General features: G+C 50.8%; 15 protein-coding genes, 2 tRNA genes and 4 other RNA genes. 10 read left to right on the top strand and 11 right to left on the bottom strand.

Annotation, left to right across the window (positions count from 1 at the left end; all coding sequences use genetic code 11):
* Positions 1–5 precede the first annotated feature (5 nt).
* The 5 genes from oppC to DFO57_RS05460 form a co-directional block, all read right to left on the bottom strand.
* Positions 6–914 carry an oligopeptide ABC transporter permease OppC gene (oppC, locus tag DFO57_RS05440; protein ID WP_013025962.1) on the bottom strand — a complete coding sequence of 303 codons (909 nt, stop codon included), beginning with the start codon at positions 912–914 and terminating at the stop codon, positions 6–8.
* Between the two features lie 14 nt (positions 915–928).
* On the bottom strand, positions 929–1849 hold the full coding sequence (oppB, locus tag DFO57_RS05445; RefSeq protein WP_013025963.1) for an oligopeptide ABC transporter permease OppB: 921 nt from the start codon (positions 1847–1849) through the stop codon (positions 929–931).
* 87 nt (positions 1850–1936) lie between these two features.
* The gene (oppA, locus tag DFO57_RS05450; RefSeq protein WP_014593821.1) at positions 1937–3577 is read right to left on the bottom strand and encodes an oligopeptide ABC transporter substrate-binding protein OppA; all 1641 of its coding nucleotides are present in this window, start codon (positions 3575–3577) and stop codon (positions 1937–1939) included.
* A gap of 157 nt (positions 3578–3734) precedes the next feature.
* On the bottom strand, positions 3735–5351 hold the full coding sequence (locus DFO57_RS05455; RefSeq protein ID WP_110015158.1) for an ABC transporter substrate-binding protein: 1617 nt from the start codon (positions 5349–5351) through the stop codon (positions 3735–3737).
* A 582-nt stretch (positions 5352–5933) separates the two neighbouring features.
* The gene (locus DFO57_RS05460; RefSeq protein WP_013025965.1) at positions 5934–6581 is read right to left on the bottom strand and encodes a YchE family NAAT transporter; all 648 of its coding nucleotides are present in this window, start codon (positions 6579–6581) and stop codon (positions 5934–5936) included.
* 437 nt (positions 6582–7018) lie between these two features.
* Here DFO57_RS05460 and adhE point away from each other — a divergent pair, with 437 nt between their 5' ends.
* Complete coding sequence (adhE, locus tag DFO57_RS05465) at positions 7019–9706, top strand: bifunctional acetaldehyde-CoA/alcohol dehydrogenase (protein WP_110015159.1); 2688 nt, start codon at positions 7019–7021, stop codon at positions 9704–9706.
* A gap of 232 nt (positions 9707–9938) precedes the next feature.
* Here adhE and tdk read toward each other — a convergent pair whose 3' ends face one another.
* Positions 9939–10562, bottom strand: a complete 624-nt coding sequence (tdk, locus tag DFO57_RS05470) for a thymidine kinase (RefSeq protein ID WP_024471785.1) — start codon at positions 10560–10562, stop codon at positions 9939–9941.
* A 415-nt stretch (positions 10563–10977) separates the two neighbouring features.
* On the opposite strand from tdk, the gene hns reads away from it, so the two are divergent.
* Complete coding sequence (hns, locus tag DFO57_RS05475; protein ID WP_014605719.1) at positions 10978–11385, top strand: histone-like nucleoid-structuring protein H-NS; 408 nt, start codon at positions 10978–10980, stop codon at positions 11383–11385.
* 95 nt (positions 11386–11480) lie between these two features.
* On the opposite strand, the gene DFO57_RS05480 is transcribed toward hns, so the two are convergent.
* The 5 genes from DFO57_RS05480 to rssA form a co-directional block, all read right to left on the bottom strand.
* Complete coding sequence (locus DFO57_RS05480; RefSeq protein ID WP_014593826.1) at positions 11481–12488, bottom strand: NAD-dependent epimerase; 1008 nt, start codon at positions 12486–12488, stop codon at positions 11481–11483.
* Positions 12489–12502: 14 nt separating this feature from the next.
* Complete coding sequence (locus DFO57_RS05485; RefSeq protein ID WP_013025970.1) at positions 12503–13843, bottom strand: UDP-glucose/GDP-mannose dehydrogenase family protein; 1341 nt, start codon at positions 13841–13843, stop codon at positions 12503–12505.
* A 21-nt stretch (positions 13844–13864) separates the two neighbouring features.
* Complete coding sequence (gene galU, locus DFO57_RS05490; protein WP_014593827.1) at positions 13865–14773, bottom strand: UTP--glucose-1-phosphate uridylyltransferase GalU; 909 nt, start codon at positions 14771–14773, stop codon at positions 13865–13867.
* 195 nt (positions 14774–14968) lie between these two features.
* Positions 14969–15985, bottom strand: a complete 1017-nt coding sequence (rssB, locus tag DFO57_RS05495) for a two-component system response regulator RssB (RefSeq protein ID WP_110015160.1) — start codon at positions 15983–15985, stop codon at positions 14969–14971.
* Positions 15986–16084: 99 nt separating this feature from the next.
* Positions 16085–16996 carry a patatin-like phospholipase RssA gene (gene rssA / locus DFO57_RS05500; RefSeq protein WP_014593828.1) on the bottom strand — a complete coding sequence of 304 codons (912 nt, stop codon included), beginning with the start codon at positions 16994–16996 and terminating at the stop codon, positions 16085–16087.
* Between the two features lie 97 nt (positions 16997–17093).
* Between rssA and DFO57_RS05505 the strand changes: the two genes are divergently transcribed.
* From DFO57_RS05505 to DFO57_RS05540, 8 genes are all read left to right on the top strand, one after another.
* Positions 17094–17549 (top strand): YchJ family protein, encoded by a 456-nt coding sequence (locus DFO57_RS05505; RefSeq protein ID WP_110015161.1) that lies wholly within the window; start codon positions 17094–17096, stop codon positions 17547–17549.
* A gap of 56 nt (positions 17550–17605) precedes the next feature.
* A complete protein-coding gene (purU, locus tag DFO57_RS05510; RefSeq protein WP_013025975.1) occupies positions 17606–18454 on the top strand; it encodes a formyltetrahydrofolate deformylase in 849 nt (282 codons plus the stop codon).
* Positions 18455–18598: 144 nt separating this feature from the next.
* Positions 18599–18683: transfer RNA gene (locus tag DFO57_RS05515), tRNA-Tyr, on the top strand.
* A gap of 35 nt (positions 18684–18718) precedes the next feature.
* Positions 18719–18803: transfer RNA gene (locus DFO57_RS05520), tRNA-Tyr, on the top strand.
* Positions 18804–18844: 41 nt separating this feature from the next.
* A non-coding RNA gene (locus tag DFO57_RS05525) (RtT sRNA) lies at positions 18845–18972 on the top strand.
* Between the two features lie 41 nt (positions 18973–19013).
* A non-coding RNA gene (locus DFO57_RS05530) (RtT sRNA) lies at positions 19014–19141 on the top strand.
* 41 nt (positions 19142–19182) lie between these two features.
* A non-coding RNA gene (locus tag DFO57_RS05535) (RtT sRNA) lies at positions 19183–19310 on the top strand.
* 41 nt (positions 19311–19351) lie between these two features.
* Positions 19352–19464, top strand: a non-coding RNA gene (locus DFO57_RS05540) — RtT sRNA.
* Positions 19465–19470: the final 6 nt, after the last annotated feature.

The following is a 19470-nucleotide window of genomic DNA, read 5'->3' on the forward strand; positions in this document are numbered from 1 at the left end:
ACTCCTTAACGATCTTTGGGGTCGAGGGCATCACGCAGGCCATCGCCAATAAAGTTGAAACAGAACAAGGTGACGACCAGGAACGTCGCCGGAAACAGTAACAGCCACGGCGAGACTTCCATGGAGTTCGCACCATCGCTGAGCAGTGCGCCCCAGCTACTCAGTGGCTCCTGCGTTCCCAGCCCCAGAAAGCTCAGGAAAGATTCAAACAGAATCATACTGGGGACCAGCAGCGAAGCGTAAACCACCACGACGCCCAGAACGTTGGGGACGATATGGCGCGTCACAATTTTCCAGGTGGAAACACCGCCAACGTGTGCAGCTTCAATAAACTCTTTGCGCTTCAGGCTTAATGTCTGCCCGCGCACGATACGCGCCATGTCCAGCCAGGACACCATGCCGATAGCGGCAAAGATCAGCAGAATATTGCGGCCAAAGAAGGTCACCAGCAGGATAACGAAGAACATAAACGGGAAGGAGTTAAGGATTTCCAGAATACGCATCATCACGGAATCGGTTTTCCCGCCCAGATAACCCGCGATTGAACCGTACAAGGTTCCCACGATCACGGCGATCAGCGCGGCAGCAATCCCGACCATCAGTGAAATGCGCCCGCCAATGGCTACGCGCACCAGCAAATCGCGCCCCGAGGAGTCGGTGCCAAACCAGTGTCCCGACGTGGTATCGGGCGGTGATGACATCATTCCCCAGTCGGTATCGAAATAGGAGAATTGCGACAGCATAGGCGCGAAAATCACAAACAGCGTGATGAGCATCAGCACCATCAAGCTGATTAATGCGGCACGGTTATGAATGAAACGACGACGGGCATCCTGCCACAGGCTTCGCCCTTCGACTTCCAGTTTTTCACTGAATGCATCAAGAGCTTCGCTATTTTTCTTACTTAACATCATGGCGAACTCCAGAATCAGTAGCGGATTTTCGGGTCGATAACGGCATACAGCACATCGACGATCGCATTAAACAGGATGGTCAACAGCCCCACCAGGATGGTCAGGCTCAGCACCAGTGAATAGTCACGGTTAAGTGCACCGTTCACGAACAGCTGACCAATACCCGGCAGTCCGTAAATCGACTCGATGACCATAGAACCGGTAATGATGCCCACAAAGGCCGGCCCCATATAGGAAATGACCGGCAGCAGCGCAGGCTTCAGTGCATGACGTAACACGATACGACGCAGCGGCAGCCCTTTCGCTCGCGCGGTACGGATAAAGTTGGAGTGCATAACTTCAATCATCGAGCCGCGGGTGATGCGCGCAATACTGGCAATGTAGGCCAGTGAGAGCGCCACCATCGGCAGCAGCATGTAATTCCATTGACCGCCATTCCAGCCGCCACCCGGCAGCCACTTAAGCGTGATTGCGAACACCAGAACCAATAGCGGCGCTACCACAAAACTCGGTATCACCACGCCGGTCATTGCCACCCCCATCACAACGTAATCCCACAGGCTGTTCTGCTTCAGCGCCGCAATAACGCCCGCCGTGACGCCCAGAACCACCGCCAGGATAAAGGCAGCAAGGCCGAGTTTGGCTGAAACCGGGAAGGCATGGCCGACCAGGTAATTGACCGAATAGTCTTTGTACTTGAACGAGGGCCCGAAATCGCCATGCGCCAGTTGAATCAGATAATCAACGTATTGCTTACCGATAGGATCGTTGAGGTGATATTTCGCCTCGATATTTGCCATGACCTCTGGCGACAGGGTGCGCTCGCTGGTAAAAGGGCTGCCGGGCGCCAGTCGCATCATAAAGAAGGAAATGGTAATCAGAACGAAAAGCGTCGGAATTGCTTCAAGCAACCGACGCAGAATGAATTTTAACATTGCCGTACCTACCAGGCTGGTGCTTCACATTGCATTAAAAAAAGTACTGGCGGCGCGTAACGCGCCGCCGCTGTTCTTGGTGTTTTATTAGTGCTTGATGATGTACAGGTTTCTGTCTGCTACGTTATCCAGCGGATCCTTACCGGTATAACCGCCAACATAAGGTTTCACCAGGCGCGTGTTAACGTAGTAGTAAAGCGGCACGATCACAGAGTCTTTATCCAGCTGCTGCTCTGCCTTCTCGTAATCAGCCGAACGCGCTTTATCATCTGTAGTGGCCAACGCATCTTTCATCAGCTTGTCGAAAGCTGGGCTCTTATAGTGCGCGGTATTGTTGCTGCTGTCAGACAGCATGGTATTCAGGAACGATGTCGGTTCGTTGTAGTCTGCACACCAGCCTGCACGCGCAACGTCAAAGTTGCCCTGGTGGCGGGTATCCAGGAAGGTTTTCCACTCCTGGTTCTCCAGCTTCACTTTCACACCCAGGTTTTTCGTCCAGATAGATGACGCGGCAATGGCCAGTTTCTTATGCAGGTCAGAGGTGTTGTACAGCAGATTAAAGGTCAGCGGTTTTTCTGGCGTATAACCGGCTTCAGCCAGCAGCTTTTTCGCTTCGGCATTACGTTTTTCCTGTGACCAGGTAAACCACTCAGGCTTCACCAATTCCATTCCATCTGTCGCTGGCGGCGTGTAGCTGTAAGCCGGTTTCTGGCCCTGCGCCAGGACTTTGTCTACGATAATGTCGCGATCGATGCCGAGCTTAAGCGCAGCGCGAACGCGCGGATCGTTAAATGGCGCTTTCTGGTTGTTGATTTCGTAGTAGTAGGTACACAGATACGGGTCAACATGCAGCTCTTTACCGTTGTCACGCTGCAATTTTTTAAACAGCTCAATAGGCAGGTTGTTATAGGTCATGTCACTGCCGTTATCAGAGAAGTAACGGTTTACATCGCTGACTTCCGACGAGATTGGCAGGAAAGTGACTTTGTTCAGCACGGTATGCGCGTTATCCCAGTATTCAGGGTTACGCACAACGGTAATACGTTCGTTGATAACGTGTGATTCCAACTTAAACGCACCGTTACCCACCCAGTTTTCTGGCTGAGTCCACTTGTCACCGAATTTTTCGATTGCAGCTTTATTAACTGGCGACATTGAGGGGTGAATGAGTAATTTATAGAAATAAGGCACCGGCTCGCTTAAGGTCACTTGCAGTGTATGATCGTCAATCGCCTTTACGCCCAGGTCTGTTGGGGGCTTCTTGCCAGCGATAATATCATCAACGTTAGCCAGATGGCCGTATTGCAGATAGCTGGCATAAGGCGATGCGGTTTTCGGATCGGCCAAACGCTCCCAGCTATAGACGAAATCCTGAGCAGTGACAGGTTCACCATTTGACCATTTTGCATTTTTACGCAAGTGGAAAGTCCAGACTTTAAAGTCTTTGTTATCCCAGCTTTCAGCCACACCAGGAATGGGATGACCATCCGTATCGCTGATGACCAGACCTTCCAGCAGATCACGACTCACGTTAGATTCGGGAACGCCTTCGATTTTATGCGGATCCAGTGACTGAACCTCGCTACCGTTTCCTTTAACCAGCTCCTGCTTCGCGGCCAGTTCTACGCCGGCAGGTACTGTGGCTGCCATAACGCTGTTCGCTGCGAGCGCACTCATCGCTGCAAAGACGCTGGCAGCAATCAAGGTTTTTTTCGTGATGTTGTTCATTCTTAACTCCAGTTTTTTATTTTCACTGAGGGTGTTTGCGACCTCAGCGTTCCCCGTATTCGGGTCCCCGGTGTTTGCCACCTGGGGCGTATTGACCCTGTTGTGTGGTCTGCACGGCCACGCCCTTCCCGACTGTGCCGCCGGTTAAGCACGTGACTCAGTGTTTTTTAATGAAATAGTATTTCAGGTCTGTCATGTCCTGCGGATCGTGGCCAGTAAAACCGCCAACCCAGGGTTTAACCAGCCGCACGCTGACGCGATAGTAAACTGGCACAATTGCTGAGTCTTTGTCGAGTTGTGTTTCTGCCTGCTGATACAATGATGCGCGGTCCGCTTCATTTTCAGCCATTAATGTTGCGGCTAACAGACGGTCGTATTCCGCACTGTGGTAAAACGCGGTATTGGTCGACGACTGGCTCTGGAACATATTCAGGAATGTTGAGGGCTCATTGTAATCCGCACACCAGGTGGCGCGCACAACGTCATATTGTGCCTGATGCCGAGTTTCCAGCAGGGTTTTCCATTCCTGATTCTGCAACGTAACCTGCGCGCCCAAATTGCGTTGCCACATGGATGCGGCGGCGATGGCCTGGGTTTTGTTTTGATCGGATGTGTTATAGAGCAGCGTAAAGCGCAGCGGATTTTTATCGTTGTAACCCGCCTCGGCCAGCAGTTTTTTCGCAGCCGCGTTTCGCTGCGGCTGTGTCCACGCCATCCAGTCTGGGGAAGATAACGCAGCGCCTGCGATGTAAGGCGGCGTAAAGCTGTAGGCCGGAATTTGCCCTTGCCCCATGATCTTACGAGCGATGATATCGCGATCCAGCGTCATTTTGATCGCAGCGCGCACGCGGGCATCGGTGAACGGCGCTTTTTTGTTATTAATTTCGTAATAGAAGGTGCAGAGCAGCGGACTGACTTTAAGCTCATCACCCATATCTTTGCGCAATTTAGCAAACAGGTCGGGCGGAACCGCGCTGTTGGTCATATCAATGCCACCGCTGCGATAGCGATTGATATCACTGTTTTCCGAGCTGATGGCCAGAAACGTTCCCTGCTCAATAACGGTCTGAGCATTGTTCCAGTAAAGAGGATTACGCTTCAGAACAATTTTCTCATTCACCACCCAGTCATTCAGCGTATAGGCGCCGTTACCGATATAGTGACCGGGTTGGGTCCAGCCCTCACCCCACTTTTCGATGGCAGGTGCGTAAACGGGTTTCATCGCGGTGTGCGCCAGCATGGCCACTAAATAAGGCACCGGTTGGGTCAGGGTAATTTGCAGATGGCGATCGTCCAGGGCTTTCACGCCCAGTTGTTCGGGGGCAACTTTACCGGCAAGAATCGCATCGACATTCGCAATATGGGCAGCCTGCAGATAGCTGGCATAGGGCGACGCAGTTTTAGGATCGGCAAGACGCCGCCAGCTGTAAACGAAGTCCTGTGCCGTAACCGGCTCCCCATTGCTCCATTTGGCATTGTCGCGCAGGGTGAATGTCCAGATTTTACCTTGCTGGTTTTCCCAGCGCTCAGACACACCCGGCACCACATTACCGTTATTGTCCGTGTTAACCAGCCCATCCAGCAGGTTGAGGATGATGTTTGACTCCGGTACACCTTCGACTTTATGCGGATCGAGCGAGGCAACTTCCGAACCGTTATTAATCACGATTTGCTGGACGGCGGAGAGCGTCACGTCTGATGGCACGGTGGCAGCACAGGTGGGCAATGCGGTTAAGGTTAGTGCCAGACAAGCCAGGTAGTGCTGCGCGTTCATTTCCCACACCCTTGTTAAATGCCAATTTTTATTCTGATATCCCAGCATCAATAAGGAATAAATCTTTTGCTTTTGACGTTTGGGAAAACATTATTAATGCGCCGAAAATTAGCAGATGCTGCAGAGGGGCGCCAAAACTAAATCGCTAAAATGTTACCTGTTTCTCTTTTATCATGAGATTTTTCCCAGTGGAAGTGTTAATTTTTGCCCTAAAAATAGCTTAACAGACTGATTAATAAACAATCTCATCACATTGATGTCAATTTAACCAAAAAACAACATTTATACCCTGGCGTTGCGTTGTTGTAGTGTGAATACACACCGTCACATCATTTAAAAAACGGTTTAAGCGACGTAGACCAGCATTAATCATGCCAACTTCCGCTGCGGAAGCAGAATATAGTGTGAATATAGTGACATGCCGCGATGCCAGCACTGGCGCTGCAGCGAAGGTTATTAGCGGAAGTGATAACTGAAGAAGGATGTGAAGAGAGGCAAATAATTGCATTAATACGGTGCAAAAAAATCGTCTTTTGCACCTTATTGGTTCATTTCTTCTTAAGCGCGATTAAATAAGTCGGTTTACCCAACCAGACCGGGAAAAATTGCCTTGATGCCGGTCACCACAAATTCAATACCTAGCGCCATTAACAGCAATCCCATGATACGGGTAATCACGTTAATCCCTGTCTGCCCTAACAGCCTGACCATTAAAGGCGCAGCGCGGAACAGCAGCCAACAGCTAAAGGCGAAAACAGCAATCGCAACGGTAAAACCCAGAAGGTTGAGCCAGTTGTTATAACGTGTGCTCCAGACGATAGTCGAACTGATGGCGCCTGGACCCGCCATGAGCGGCAGCGCAAGGGGAACCACGCCTATACTTTCCCGAATTGCCGTTTCCGTTTTTTCCTGCTTATTTTGCTTATCCTCGCCCAGCTTGCCGCTAATCATCGACATAGCGATGGTCACCACCAGAATCCCGCCCGCAATGCGAAACGAGTCGATAGAGATACCGAAGACATGCAGGATTGCATCGCCCAGAAACAGCGAGGTCCAGAGAATAATCGCCACCGCGAGGTTGGCCGTCAGGTTGGTTTTATTGCGTTCTGCCACGCCCTGATAGCGGGTCATGCTAATAAATACCGGAATGATGCCGATGGGATTAACCAGTGCAAACAGGCCTACGAAAAACTTGATATAGCCAGACAGATCTAATAACGCAGGATTCACGGTTAACTCCCCATCCCAGATGAAAAACGCGCCTAATGTAAGTGAAAAAAGCCGTGGGCGCCAGATGCCTAAGCAGTTATTTATGCTGTTATTTTACTTACAATTTAGTGGCTTTAACCATGCATTAACTATCTTGTGGAAGATGTTACTTTTACGCCCCGTTTATTATCCCCCAGCCCGGCCCCCCTCAATGCAGAGCTGAAAGGAGTCAGCTTGGGTTTAAATTGATCTAAATCATCATTGTTCTCTCCCAAACCCGATACTCTTTCTCTGTCAGTAACGCAGGTCTCATTATTTCGAAACAGAGAGAAGCTCTTTTAGTAAACAATTGAAAAACCGCTGCTTTATTCCCGTAAACCGTGCCGTTTGCACCATGGCTATACTCAGGGATTCAGGCTTGTTTACTAAAAAAAGTTTAACTTCCTCAGGAGAGCACAATGGCCGTTACTAATGTCGCTGAACTCAATGCACTGGTTGAACGTGTAAAAAAAGCCCAGCAAGAATTCGCCAATTTTTCTCAACAACAGGTCGATGCCATCTTCCGCGCAGCCGCACTGGCCGCCGCGGATGCCCGAATTCCACTCGCTAAAATGGCGGTGGCGGAATCGGGCATGGGCATTGTTGAAGACAAAGTCATTAAAAATCACTTCGCTTCTGAATACATCTACAACGCCTATAAGGATGAGAAAACCTGCGGCGTACTGGACACCGATGATACGTTTGGCACCATCACAATCGCTGAACCCATCGGCCTGATTTGCGGTATCGTCCCCACCACTAACCCTACCTCCACCGCGATTTTCAAGGCACTTATCAGCCTTAAAACCCGCAACGGGATTATCTTCTCCCCCCATCCTCGAGCCAAAGATGCGACGAATAAAGCGGCGGATATTGTCCTGCAGGCAGCGATTGCCGCTGGCGCGCCCAAAGACATTATAGGCTGGATTGATGCACCTTCAGTGGAACTGTCCAATCAGTTGATGCACCACCCTGATATTAACCTGATTCTGGCGACGGGTGGTCCCGGCATGGTTAAAGCGGCCTACAGCTCAGGTAAGCCGGCGATTGGCGTGGGGGCCGGTAACACGCCCGTTGTCATCGATGAAACAGCTGATGTTAAACGCGCCGTTGCCTCCATCCTGATGTCAAAAACGTTTGATAACGGTGTGATCTGTGCCTCTGAACAGTCGGTTATCGTGGTGGATGCCGTCTACGACGCCGTGCGCGAGCGCTTCGCCAGCCATGGTGGCTATCTGCTTCAGGGACAGGAACTGAGTGCGGTACAAAATATCATTCTAAAAAACGGTGGGCTTAACGCCGCCATTGTGGGCCAGCCTGCGGTGAAGATTGCGGAGATGGCCGGCATCAGCGTACCTGGTGAAACCAAAATCCTGATTGGCGAAGTTGAACGGGTCGATGAATCAGAGCCTTTCGCTCATGAAAAACTGTCGCCGACACTGGCGATGTACCGTGCTAAAGATTATCAGGATGCCGTCAGCAAAGCGGAGAAACTGGTGGCGATGGGTGGTATTGGTCATACGTCATGCCTGTATACCGACCAGGACAATCAGACAGCGCGCGTGCACTATTTTGGCGACAAGATGAAAACAGCCCGCATTCTGATCAACACGCCAGCTTCTCAGGGCGGTATTGGTGATTTATATAACTTCAAACTCGCCCCTTCTCTGACACTGGGTTGTGGTTCCTGGGGCGGTAACTCCATTTCTGAAAACGTGGGGCCCAAACATCTCATCAACAAGAAAACCGTCGCTAAGCGAGCTGAAAATATGTTGTGGCATAAACTTCCGAAGTCCATTTACTTCCGTCGCGGCTCTTTACCAATTGCGCTTGAAGAGATCGCCACTGACGGTGCCAAACGCGCGTTTGTGGTGACTGACCGCTTCCTGTTTAACAACGGTTATGCCGATCAGGTCACCCGCGTTTTAAAATCTCACGGCATCGAAACCGAAGTTTTCTTTGAGGTTGAAGCGGATCCCACCTTAAGCATCGTGCGTAAAGGTGCAGAACAGATGAACAGCTTTAAGCCAGACGTGATCATCGCCCTGGGCGGCGGTTCGCCGATGGATGCAGCCAAAATCATGTGGGTCATGTATGAGCATCCAGAAACCCATTTTGAAGAGCTGGCACTGCGGTTTATGGATATTCGCAAACGTATCTATAAGTTCCCTAAAATGGGCGTGAAAGCGCGCATGGTGGCCATTACGACGACCTCAGGCACAGGTTCAGAAGTGACGCCTTTTGCCGTGGTAACGGATGACTCGACCGGACAGAAATACCCGCTGGCCGATTATGCGCTGACGCCGGATATGGCTATCGTTGATGCCAACCTGGTCATGGATATGCCACGTTCACTTTGTGCCTTCGGCGGTCTGGATGCGGTGACGCACGCGCTGGAAGCCTATGTGTCCGTTCTGGCCAATGAATACTCCGATGGTCAGGCCCTGCAGGCGCTTAAGCTGCTTAAAGAGAACTTACCGGCGAGTTATGCAGAAGGTGCAAAAAATCCGGTTGCCCGTGAACGTGTACATAATGCCGCCACCATCGCCGGTATCGCCTTTGCTAACGCCTTCCTCGGGGTTTGTCACTCAATGGCGCATAAGCTTGGCTCTGAGTTCCATATTCCTCATGGACTGGCTAACTCGCTGCTGATTTCCAACGTTATTCGCTATAACGCCAATGACAACCCTACTAAGCAAACCGCATTCAGCCAGTACGATCGTCCCCAGGCGCGTCGTCGTTATGCTGAAATTGCGGATCATCTTGGTCTCACCGCGCCGGGCGACCGCACTGCCCAGAAAATTGAGAAGCTGCTGGTATGGCTGGATGAAATCAAAACGGAACTGGGTATTCCGGCCTCAATTCGTGAAGCCGGTGTGCAGGAGGCTGACTTCCTGGCGAAAGTCGATAAACTGGCGGATGATGCCTTTGATGACCAGTGTACTGGCGCGAATCCACGTTATCCGCTGATTGCCGAACTCAAACAGCTGATGCTGGACAGCTACTACGGACGCAAATTTGTCGAGCCGTTCGCCAGTGCCGCCGAGGCTGCCCAGGCTCAGCCTGTCAGTGACAGCAAAGCGGCGAAGAAAGCTAAAAAAGCCTAATCCGCTCCGCGCCCGATGAACGGGCTGCCGAAACCCCTTGTCTGGCCCGTGCCTCAAGGGGTTTTTTATGGGGGGTTTATCGCTTTGATAAACACTGCTGCCTGGTGCATCAGCGTAGTGAAGAGAATATCGACCTGAGCCGGACGGGAAAAGGGATAAAGTCCGTGATCACATCGCCTTGCGCCCTTAACGAGCGCCATGGAAAAGCAGCCCGGCGCTCATTGAGGGCTATTTATTCCCCCACGGGGGTTTGCGCCCCATGGATGGCCTGCAAACAACCCTGCTCTATCGCCTTTTTATAATGCTTACGACATACGGAGATATAACGTTCGTTGCCGCCGATGACGACCTGCTCCCCCTCTCTGAAAGGTTTACCGTCACTGTCCAGACGCAGCACCATGCCCGCTTTACGTCCACAATGACAGACCGTTTTCAGCTCTACCAGCTTATCCGCCCATGCCAGAAGATACTGGCTACCGGTGAAGAGTTCACCAAGAAAATCGGTACGCAGCCCGTAGCAGAGTACGGGAATATCCAGATTATCTACCACGTCAGACAAGGCCTTAACCTGCTCACGCGTCAGAAACTGGCTTTCGTCCACCAGTACACAGTGAACGGGTTGTCGCGCATGTTCCTGGGCAATTTCCACATCAAGCTGGCTGGCTGCATTATAAAGCACCGCAGGAGAAGATAATCCAATACGCGAGCTCACCTTGCCTGCGCCGAAGCGATTGTCGATCTCAGCGGTATAGACGAGCGTGCGCATCCCGCGTTCCTGATAATTGTAGGATGACTGCAATAATGCGGTTGATTTACCGGCGTTCATTGCCGAATAGTAGAAATAGAGTTGAGCCATTTGCGCCGATTCTCGGATACGATGAAAAAACAGGGCCGATTTTACCATATCTACAGGTTGCTGCTGGGGGGATTTTCACCTTATGCTGTTCAGATTAGCATCACTCATTGATGATGCAGCGGTTAATATGATGCGGCATTGGGTCTTTAGGTCAGGATAAATATTAAAGCACATGTGTGATTAAACATTATTTTTATACCGATAATGTATCAGCGCATTTTCAGCTAAGATCTTAATCTTTTCATTGATTCAACCCACCTGACATCACACGTCATCGGGGTGAATTAATAATTTATTAAATTCCTCGCTTACTCTTTTTAAGCTAAAAATTAATTTAATGTTGAACTTATTTTTCTCCACCACTACTATTAGCGGGCAGAACAACTCTCCTATTAATTATTCAGAGATCAGGACAATGAGCGAAGCACTTAAAAATCTTAATAATATCCGCACGCTGCGTGCCCAGGCCAGAGAGTGTTCTTTGGAAACGCTGGAAGAAATGCTGGAAAAACTGGACGTCGTGGTAAATGAACGTCGCGACGAAGAGTCAAACTCTAAAGCTGAAAACGAAGAGCGTGCGCGTAAACTTGAGCAATATCGCGAGATGCTGTTAGCGGATGGTATCGATCCCAACGAATTATTCAATACCCTGTCAGAATCAAAAACGGCTGGCAAAGCCAAACGTGCTGCCCGCCCGGCTAAATATCAGTTTGTAGATGAAAATGGCGAGACCAAAACCTGGACGGGTCAGGGCCGTACGCCAGCAGCAATCAAGAAAGCCATGGAAGAACAAGGTAAGCAGTTAGACGACTTCCTGCTGTAATGCTTAGCCTGTTTCGCTTATTGTTAGCTTTACTTTAGCTTTACGATTATCCGCACCAGAAAAAAAAGGAAGCGATCGCTTCCTTTTTTTTATTTTCAGATTGAATAGAAATTTCGATACCAGTCTACAAAGCGCCTTACGCCTTCATCAACACCGGTTTGGGGTTTAAATCCAATGGTATTAAATAATGCGGTTGTGTCCGCGCTGGTTGCCAGCACGTCCCCCGGTTGCATGGGCATCAGATTTTTATTTGCCTTCACACCCAGCGCTTTCTCAATCGCTTCAATATAGTGAATCAGACTCACCGGCTGGCTATTGCCAAGGTTATATATGCGATAAGGGGCAGAGCTTGACGCGGCAGAACCCGTTTCCACGGTCCAGTCTGCGTCCGCCTGCGGGATAACATCCTGCAAGCGAATAACCGCCTCTGCAACATCATCGATATAAGTAAAGTCGCGCTTCATTTGCCCCTGGTTATAAACATCTATCGCCTCGCCTGCAAGCATTGCGCGGGTGAATTTAAACAACGCCATGTCCGGACGTCCCCACGGGCCATAGACCGTGAAAAAACGTAAGCCAGTGGTAGGCAATTGATAGAGATGTGAATAGGTATGCGACATCAGCTCATTGGCTTTTTTCGTCGCGGCATACAATGACACGGGATGATCGACGCTGTCTTCTGTTGAAAATGGCATCTTGTTATTCAGGCCATAAACCGAACTGGATGAAGCATAAAGCAGATGCTCGATTTTATGGTGGCGGCAGCCTTCAAGAATATTCAGGTGCCCAATGACGTTTGCATCGGCATACGCATGGGGGTTTTCGAGTGAGTAACGCACCCCTGCCTGAGCGGCCAGATGAATAACGCGCTGAAAATTGTGCTGTTCAAAAAGTGTGGCAATAGCCTGACGATCGGCCAAATTGGCTTTAATAAAGGTAAAGGATGGATTGTCACCGATGATATCAAGGCGAGCTTGTTTAAGGTTTACATCATAGTAGTCATTCAGGTTGTCAAGGCCGACAACCTGGTGACCGGCGGCCAGCAGGCGTTGACTGACATGAAAGCCAATAAAGCCTGCTGCGCCGGTTACCAGAAAATTCATAAATCCCTCGTTAATCACACAGCCTGGATAGATGCTCCGCGGCCGATTGCATAATAAACGAAGCCGCGTTTGCTGATACGCTCTGGATCATACAGGTTACGTCCATCAAAAATCACGGGTTCTTTCAGTGCGCTCTTAATCACGTCAAAGTCAGGTGCACGGAAATTTTGCCATTCCGTACAAATCACCAGGCCGTCTGCACCGTGCAGCGCCGCTTCTTTGGTTCCCATCAGCTTCAGATCGTCGCGATGACCATAGATGCGCTGCGCTTCGTCCATGGCTTCCGGATCGAACGCCTGAACAGAGGCACCCGCTTCCCATAACGTTTCCATCAACACGCGACTGGATGCTTCGCGCATATCATCTGTGTTGGGCTTGAACGACAGGCCCCACAGCGCAAACGTTTTACCTTTCAGATCGTCACCGAAGTGGCGTTTAATGAAGGTGGGCAGCTTTGTCTTTTGGCTGTCGTTGACGTCTTCCACCGCCTTCAACAGGCGCGGTGTATAACCAATAGACTCCGCTGTGCGGATCAGCGCCTGAACGTCTTTCGGGAAGCAGGAACCGCCATAGCCGCAGCCTGGGTAGATAAAGTGATAGCCGATACGTGAGTCAGAACCAATCCCCTGGCGCACTTTTTCGATATCCGCACCTAAACGTTCTGCGAGATTGGAAATTTCGTTCATAAAGCTGATTTTCGTCGCCAGCATGCAGTTAGCGGCGTACTTCGTCAGTTCTGCACTGCGAATATCCATCAAAATCATACGATCGTGGTTACGGTTGAATGGCTCATACAGCTCACGCAACAGTTCCACCACGTCATCATTGTCGGTGCCGACAACGATACGCTCAGGGCGCATACAGTCGTTAACGGCCGCGCCTTCTTTCAGGAACTCTGGGTTGGATACCACATCAAAGCTGATGTTGGCATCGCGCGCCTGCAGCGTTTCTGTCATGACAGCACGGACTCTGTCAGCCGTTCCGACCGGTACCGTTGACTTATCAATCACGACTTTGTGATCGGTCATGTGCTGAGCAATGGTACGCGCTACGGCAGTAACATATTTCAGATCGGCCGAGCCGTCCTCATCAGGCGGCGTGCCGACGGCGATAAACTGCATTACACCGTGATTCACGCCCTGAGCAGCATCAGTGCTGAACTTCAGGCGACCCGATTCGTAATTCGACATAACCAGCGGCGTCAGACCCGGCTCAAAAATTGGGATCTTGCCTTTTTTAAGGTTCTCGACCTTGTTTTCATCCACATCAATGCAGAGAACGTCATGTCCGACTTCGGCCAACACCGCAGCCTGAACCAGACCGACATAGCCGATACCAAATACAGTGACTTTCATTGAGCTATCCTGTGTTTAAAATTACTTTTTATCGCTAACAGTATTGTTGAGCCATTCAGTGAACTCTTTACCCAATACCGGATGGCGGACACCATATTCAACGAAAGCCTGCATATAACCCAGTTTGTTACCACAGTCGTGGCTTACCCCTTTCAGGTGATAGGCTTCGACGGTTTCTTTATCCATCAGCATGGCGATGGAGTCGGTGAGCTGAACTTCGCCACCGGCACCTGGAGGCGTTTTCGCCAGCAGTGGCCAGATATCCGCAGACAGAACGTAACGACCGACAACCGCAAGGTTGGATGGCGCTTCAGACGCTTTAGGTTTCTCAACAACCCCGACCATAGGCGCGCTGTCACCAGGATTCAGTTCTGCACCCTGACAATCGACAACACCGTATGCCGTCACATCGCTGACGGGCTCAACCATGATCTGACTACGGCCAGACTCTTCGTAACGGCTCAGCATTTCTGCCAGGTTATCTTTGGTTGGGTTAGATTCGTATTCGTCGATGATCACGTCAGGCAGGATGACCGCAACAGGTTCATCGCCGACCAGAGGATGTGCACACATGACCGCATGGCCCAGACCTTTCGCGATGCCCTGACGGACCTGCATGATGGTCACGTGCGGAGGACAGATGGACTGAATTTCGTCCAGCAGCTGGCGCTTGACGCGTTTTTCCAGCATAGACTCCAGTTCAAAACTGGTATCAAAATGGTTCTCAATGGCGTTTTTAGAGGAGTGAGTAACCAGCACAATCTCATTAATACCCGCAGCAATACACTCGTTAACGACATACTGAATTAACGGCTTATCAACCAGCGGCAACATTTCTTTTGGAATCGCTTTGGTAGCAGGCAACATACGTGTACCCAAACCCGCTACTGGAATTACCGCTTTTTTTACTTTGGTCTTATAGGCAGACATCAAAATACCTCTCTTATAGGCCGTTCAAGTTTTAATGCTTGATATGTCGGTTTAAATTCGGAAATGAGTATATCAGTTAGTCGTGAACGGATTTATCCTGGAAGACCGCTATCCGTAGAATTTAAGACTATTACCCAAGTGTAAAGCTAACTTCTGGCCCTGTCTCCCATCAGATAATAAACTATCCATTCGGGTTTACTGGTCAGACGATAACATCAGTCGTATTCGGCCTCCGGCCCCCCAAATATGGCATTGCCAGTCATCAGCGCGCTGGCTTATTTGGTTAGTATGTGTACTGCCCATAGTGCCAAGTGGCACACCGTTACTGAGTTGTATTTGATGGGCCTGAACGTGCAGCGTTGCATTTAATCCGGCTGAAACCAGTACCAGATTTTTTAATCCGCGGTGATAGTAGCCCACCAGCAACGGGAACTGACCGGTCAGATTTGCCTGGCGCAGCAGCAAATTAACCTGTCTGAGCAGACTGCTCAGCTCAGGTAAGCGTTGTTTTTGGCCAGATAACTGTTCCTGAAGGAGTCCGTTAAATAAGGCGCGCAAAAGCAAGGCGGCCAGTACGCCGTTGTCGCCAGCGCGAGTAACGTCAAGACAATAAAAGGCGAGATCTTTGTCTGAAAGCGCCGCAATATCCAGCACCAGACCTGGCTGCTCGGCCATCATCAGTTGCCGATAGTTGATCCGACAGTTAGCAATGCGTTGTTGTACGGGTGGCTGAAGTTCTTTAAGGAGTTTTGCCGCCGCAGAGGGATCGCGAACCAGAGCGTCCCAGTCCTGAAACAGCTGCTCGTCTTCCTCCACCTTTGAGGTAAACATGGAGGGATAGAGGCATTCGTAAACCGCTTCACGAAAACGTTCAAAGTTTTTTAGCGGCTTAAGCAGCACATCCTGTACGCCAAGACGCAAAACCTGAGCAATATCGGACATATTTTCTGTGGCGGAAATAATCAAAATCGGGACGCTGTTACCCCGGCTGCGCACGTGTTCAACGAATTCGATACCGCTCATGCGCGGCATCTCAAGATCACAAATCACCAGCTCCACAGCATGCTGCTTCAGTTGCTCAATAGCCTCGAGGCCATCTTCTGCCTCAACTGTGACAGCCCCCATTGATGACAGAAATTGGTTTAAAAGCGAACGGAAAACGGCCTCATCTTCGACAATGAGTATCTTTTTGCCGATCAGTGGTTTTTCCATTCCATCCCCCTGCGTACCCGATAATTCAATAGTGGTTCATAAAACGCAGTTGCGCCTTTCAGAATAGACCGAAGTAACATCTGTGCGTGAACAACCAGATTATCTTCTACGGACCAGCGGTAATAATTCATCCATTTGTTTCTCAACGGCAACCTTCCCAGCCGCAATAGCTTCTTCTGCACGATGAAAATCCAACGTGGATATTTGTGGACAAAACGGCTGGATGAGCACATCGGGCGGATCGCCTGCCATCCTGTTTCGCTTCAGGCGATTTTCCAGGACCTGAATGGATGTTGCCATGATCTCCATCGCGCCCGGCACTTGTGATGCCCGTCGCTGGGTAAAACTGACCAGCCTCTGGCGCAGCTTTCCGCGCCAGTCAAGATTCAGTGCGACAGCCGCGGCATGTTCTTCAGAACTCTGCGGCGTCAGCACCATTGAATCAGGCTGCATCAGGTGCGCATCGTGTTGAAGATCGACGGCAATAACCACATCAGCGCCCAGTGCGCGCGTTAGCGAAACCGGCACCGGATTCACCACGGCACCGTCTACCAGCCAATATCCATTGTAGCCGACCGGTGGTAATAAACCTGGCATACTGCAGGAAGCGCGAACCGCCTGATGCAATTCTCCCTCAGTGAGCCATAATTCACGCCCGGTGCTCAGGTTGGTCGCCACTACGCCAAAGGGCTTATGGCATGACTCAAGCGCATCATTCGTGATGAGCTGGCGGACATGGTTAAATACGCGTTCACCGCGCAGGAGTCCGCCGCGCTGCCAGGAGAGATCCATCAGGCGGATCACATCCCAGTAGCTAAAAGCGCTGACCCATTTTTTCATGTGGGGCAACCGGTGATTGACATAAGCCGCACCGACCAGGGCACCGATTGAACACCCGGCGACTACGTCAATTTCAATGCCTGCGCTTTCCAACGCTTCGATGACGCCGATATGCGCCCATCCTTTGGCGGCACCGGAACCCAGAGCCAATCCAATCTTTTGCTTTCTCATCTTGCTCGGTTCCTGGCGTCAATACGTAGCGTCATAAGCATGGGTCAGATAAAGTAAACGATATCATCAACAACGACTGTGATTAACAGGAGAAAGTGTGTCCGAATCTTGCCCTTGCTGTAGCGGCAAGCAGTATAGCCTATGTTGTCAGCCCTTTGTTAAAGGAGCAGAAATTCCCTTATCAGCTGAACAACTTATGCGCTCTCGCTACTGCGCTTATGTCAAACATGACGTCAACTACCTGGTGTCTACCTGGCATCCTACCCGGCGCGATCCGGCACTTGCGGGACTGTTGTCTGAAAGTTTTGCTGGTACTGAATGGCTGAGCCTGAACATCACGCAGCGTGAACCGGGGCGTGATGATGACGAATCGTTTGTGACTTTTTTCGCCCGTTATCGTGAAAACGGCGCCGATCGGGCAATGTACGAACGTTCACGCTTTCTTCGCGAGGATCAACGCTGGTACTATGTAGACGGAGTGACGCCCGCTATTAGGCGTAACGATCGCTGTCCTTGTGGCGCCGATAAAAAATATAAAAAATGTTGCGGCTAAGGCAGTTGCCTGCGTAACGGTTTTACCCTTAATGCTTTGACAGGACTCTGATTGAGATGCAAGCGCAAACCATGCAAAGAAAAGTTTTACGAACCATTTGTCCCGATGCAAAAGGTCTGATCGCCAAAATCACCAATATTTGTTACAAGCACGAACTGAATATCGTGCAAAACAATGAATTTGTTGACCATCGCACCGGGCGCTTTTTTATGCGCACAGAGCTGGAGGGGATTTTTAACGACACCACCCTGCTGGCCGATCTCGATAGTGCCCTTCCGCAAGGTTCCGTGCGTGAACTGCATAGCGCAGGCCGTCGCCGTGTTGTTATTCTCATTACCAAAGAAGCACACTGCCTTGGCGACCTGCTGATGAAGAGTGCGTTTGGCGGCCTCGATATGGAAATCGCCGCCGTTATCGGTAATCACGACACGTTGCGTTCGCTGGTAGAGCGTTTCGATATTCCGTTTGTTCTGGTCAGCCACGAAGGCTTGTCGCGCGAAGAGCATGACAACCGCATGGCGGACGAGATTGATCGTTATCAGCCCGATTATGTGGTGCTTGCCAAATACATGCGCGTGCTGACGCCGGGCTTTGTGCAGCGCTACCCAAATCAGATTATTAACATTCACCACTCTTTCCTGCCGGCCTTTATCGGCGCACGGCCTTACCATCAGGCTTACGAACGTGGTGTGAAAATCATTGGTGCAACGGCACACTACGTTAACGATAACCTTGATGAAGGTCCGATCATCATGCAGGACGTGATTAATGTCGATCACAGTTACACCGCAGAAGAGATGATGCGGGCCGGACGCGACGTCGAAAAAAACGTGCTGAGCCGCGCGCTGGATAAAGTATTGGGCCAGCGTGTTTTTGTTTATGGTAACCGCACGATTATTCTTTAAGCGTAAACGGCGCTGGATTGGCTGACATTCCAGCGCTACGGGCAAAAAGTGGGCAAACGATTCACCTTTTGCCAGTCGTCGCTTTACAGCCATGGCGCATTTGGTATGATGCGCCCCGCTTCAGAGCACAACAATTCAGTCCCTGGTGGGATTCCCGAGCGGCCAAAGGGAGCAGACTGTAAATCTGCCGTCACAGACTTCGAAGGTTCGAATCCTTCTCCCACCACCATCTGAACCTGCTGCCTGAACACACATATCATCCCCGGTGGGATTCCCGAGCGGCCAAAGGGAGCAGACTGTAAATCTGCCGTCACAGACTTCGAAGGTTCGAATCCTTCTCCCACCACCATCTCGTATATTGCACGCCCTCCCAAATAAAGACATTTATTACCATCTTCTTCGGGGAGAGGGATGAGAACCTTCGACTAAGGTTCGAGTCGAGCATCGCGAGACAACGCGCGTCAGCGCGGCCCGCAGGGTGAGGCGCAACGCGCCGAATAATCCTTCTCCCACCACCATCACGAAAATTCTGCCTTTCTGCCCAAAAAAACCAAACCATCATAGTTATCTGGGGAGAGGGATGAGAACCTTCGACTAAGGTTCGAGTCGAGCATCGCGAGACAACGCGCGTCAGCGCGGCCCGCAGGGTGAGGCGCAACGCGCCGAATAATCCTTCTCCCACCACCATCTTAAATATTCTCCTGATCTGCCCAAGATAATCTCAATCACCATATTCTTCGGGGAGAGGGATGAGAACCTTCGACTAAGGTTCGGGTCGAGCATCGCGAGACAACGCGCGTCAGCGCGGCCCGCAGGGTGAGGCGCAACGCGCCGAATAATCCTTCTCCCACCACCATCTCGTATATTGCACTCCCTCCCAAATAAAGACATGTATTACCATCTTCTTCGGGGAGAGGGATGAGAACCTTCGACTAAGGTTCGGGTCGAGCATCGCGAGACAACGCGCATCAGCGCGGCCCGCAGGGTGAAATCATCCTCTTGAACCCGCTTCCCGC

The sequence above is a fragment of the Pantoea sp. AG702 genome (genome assembly GCF_003182295.1).
GTDB lineage: Bacteria > Pseudomonadota > Gammaproteobacteria > Enterobacterales > Enterobacteriaceae > Pantoea > Pantoea ananatis.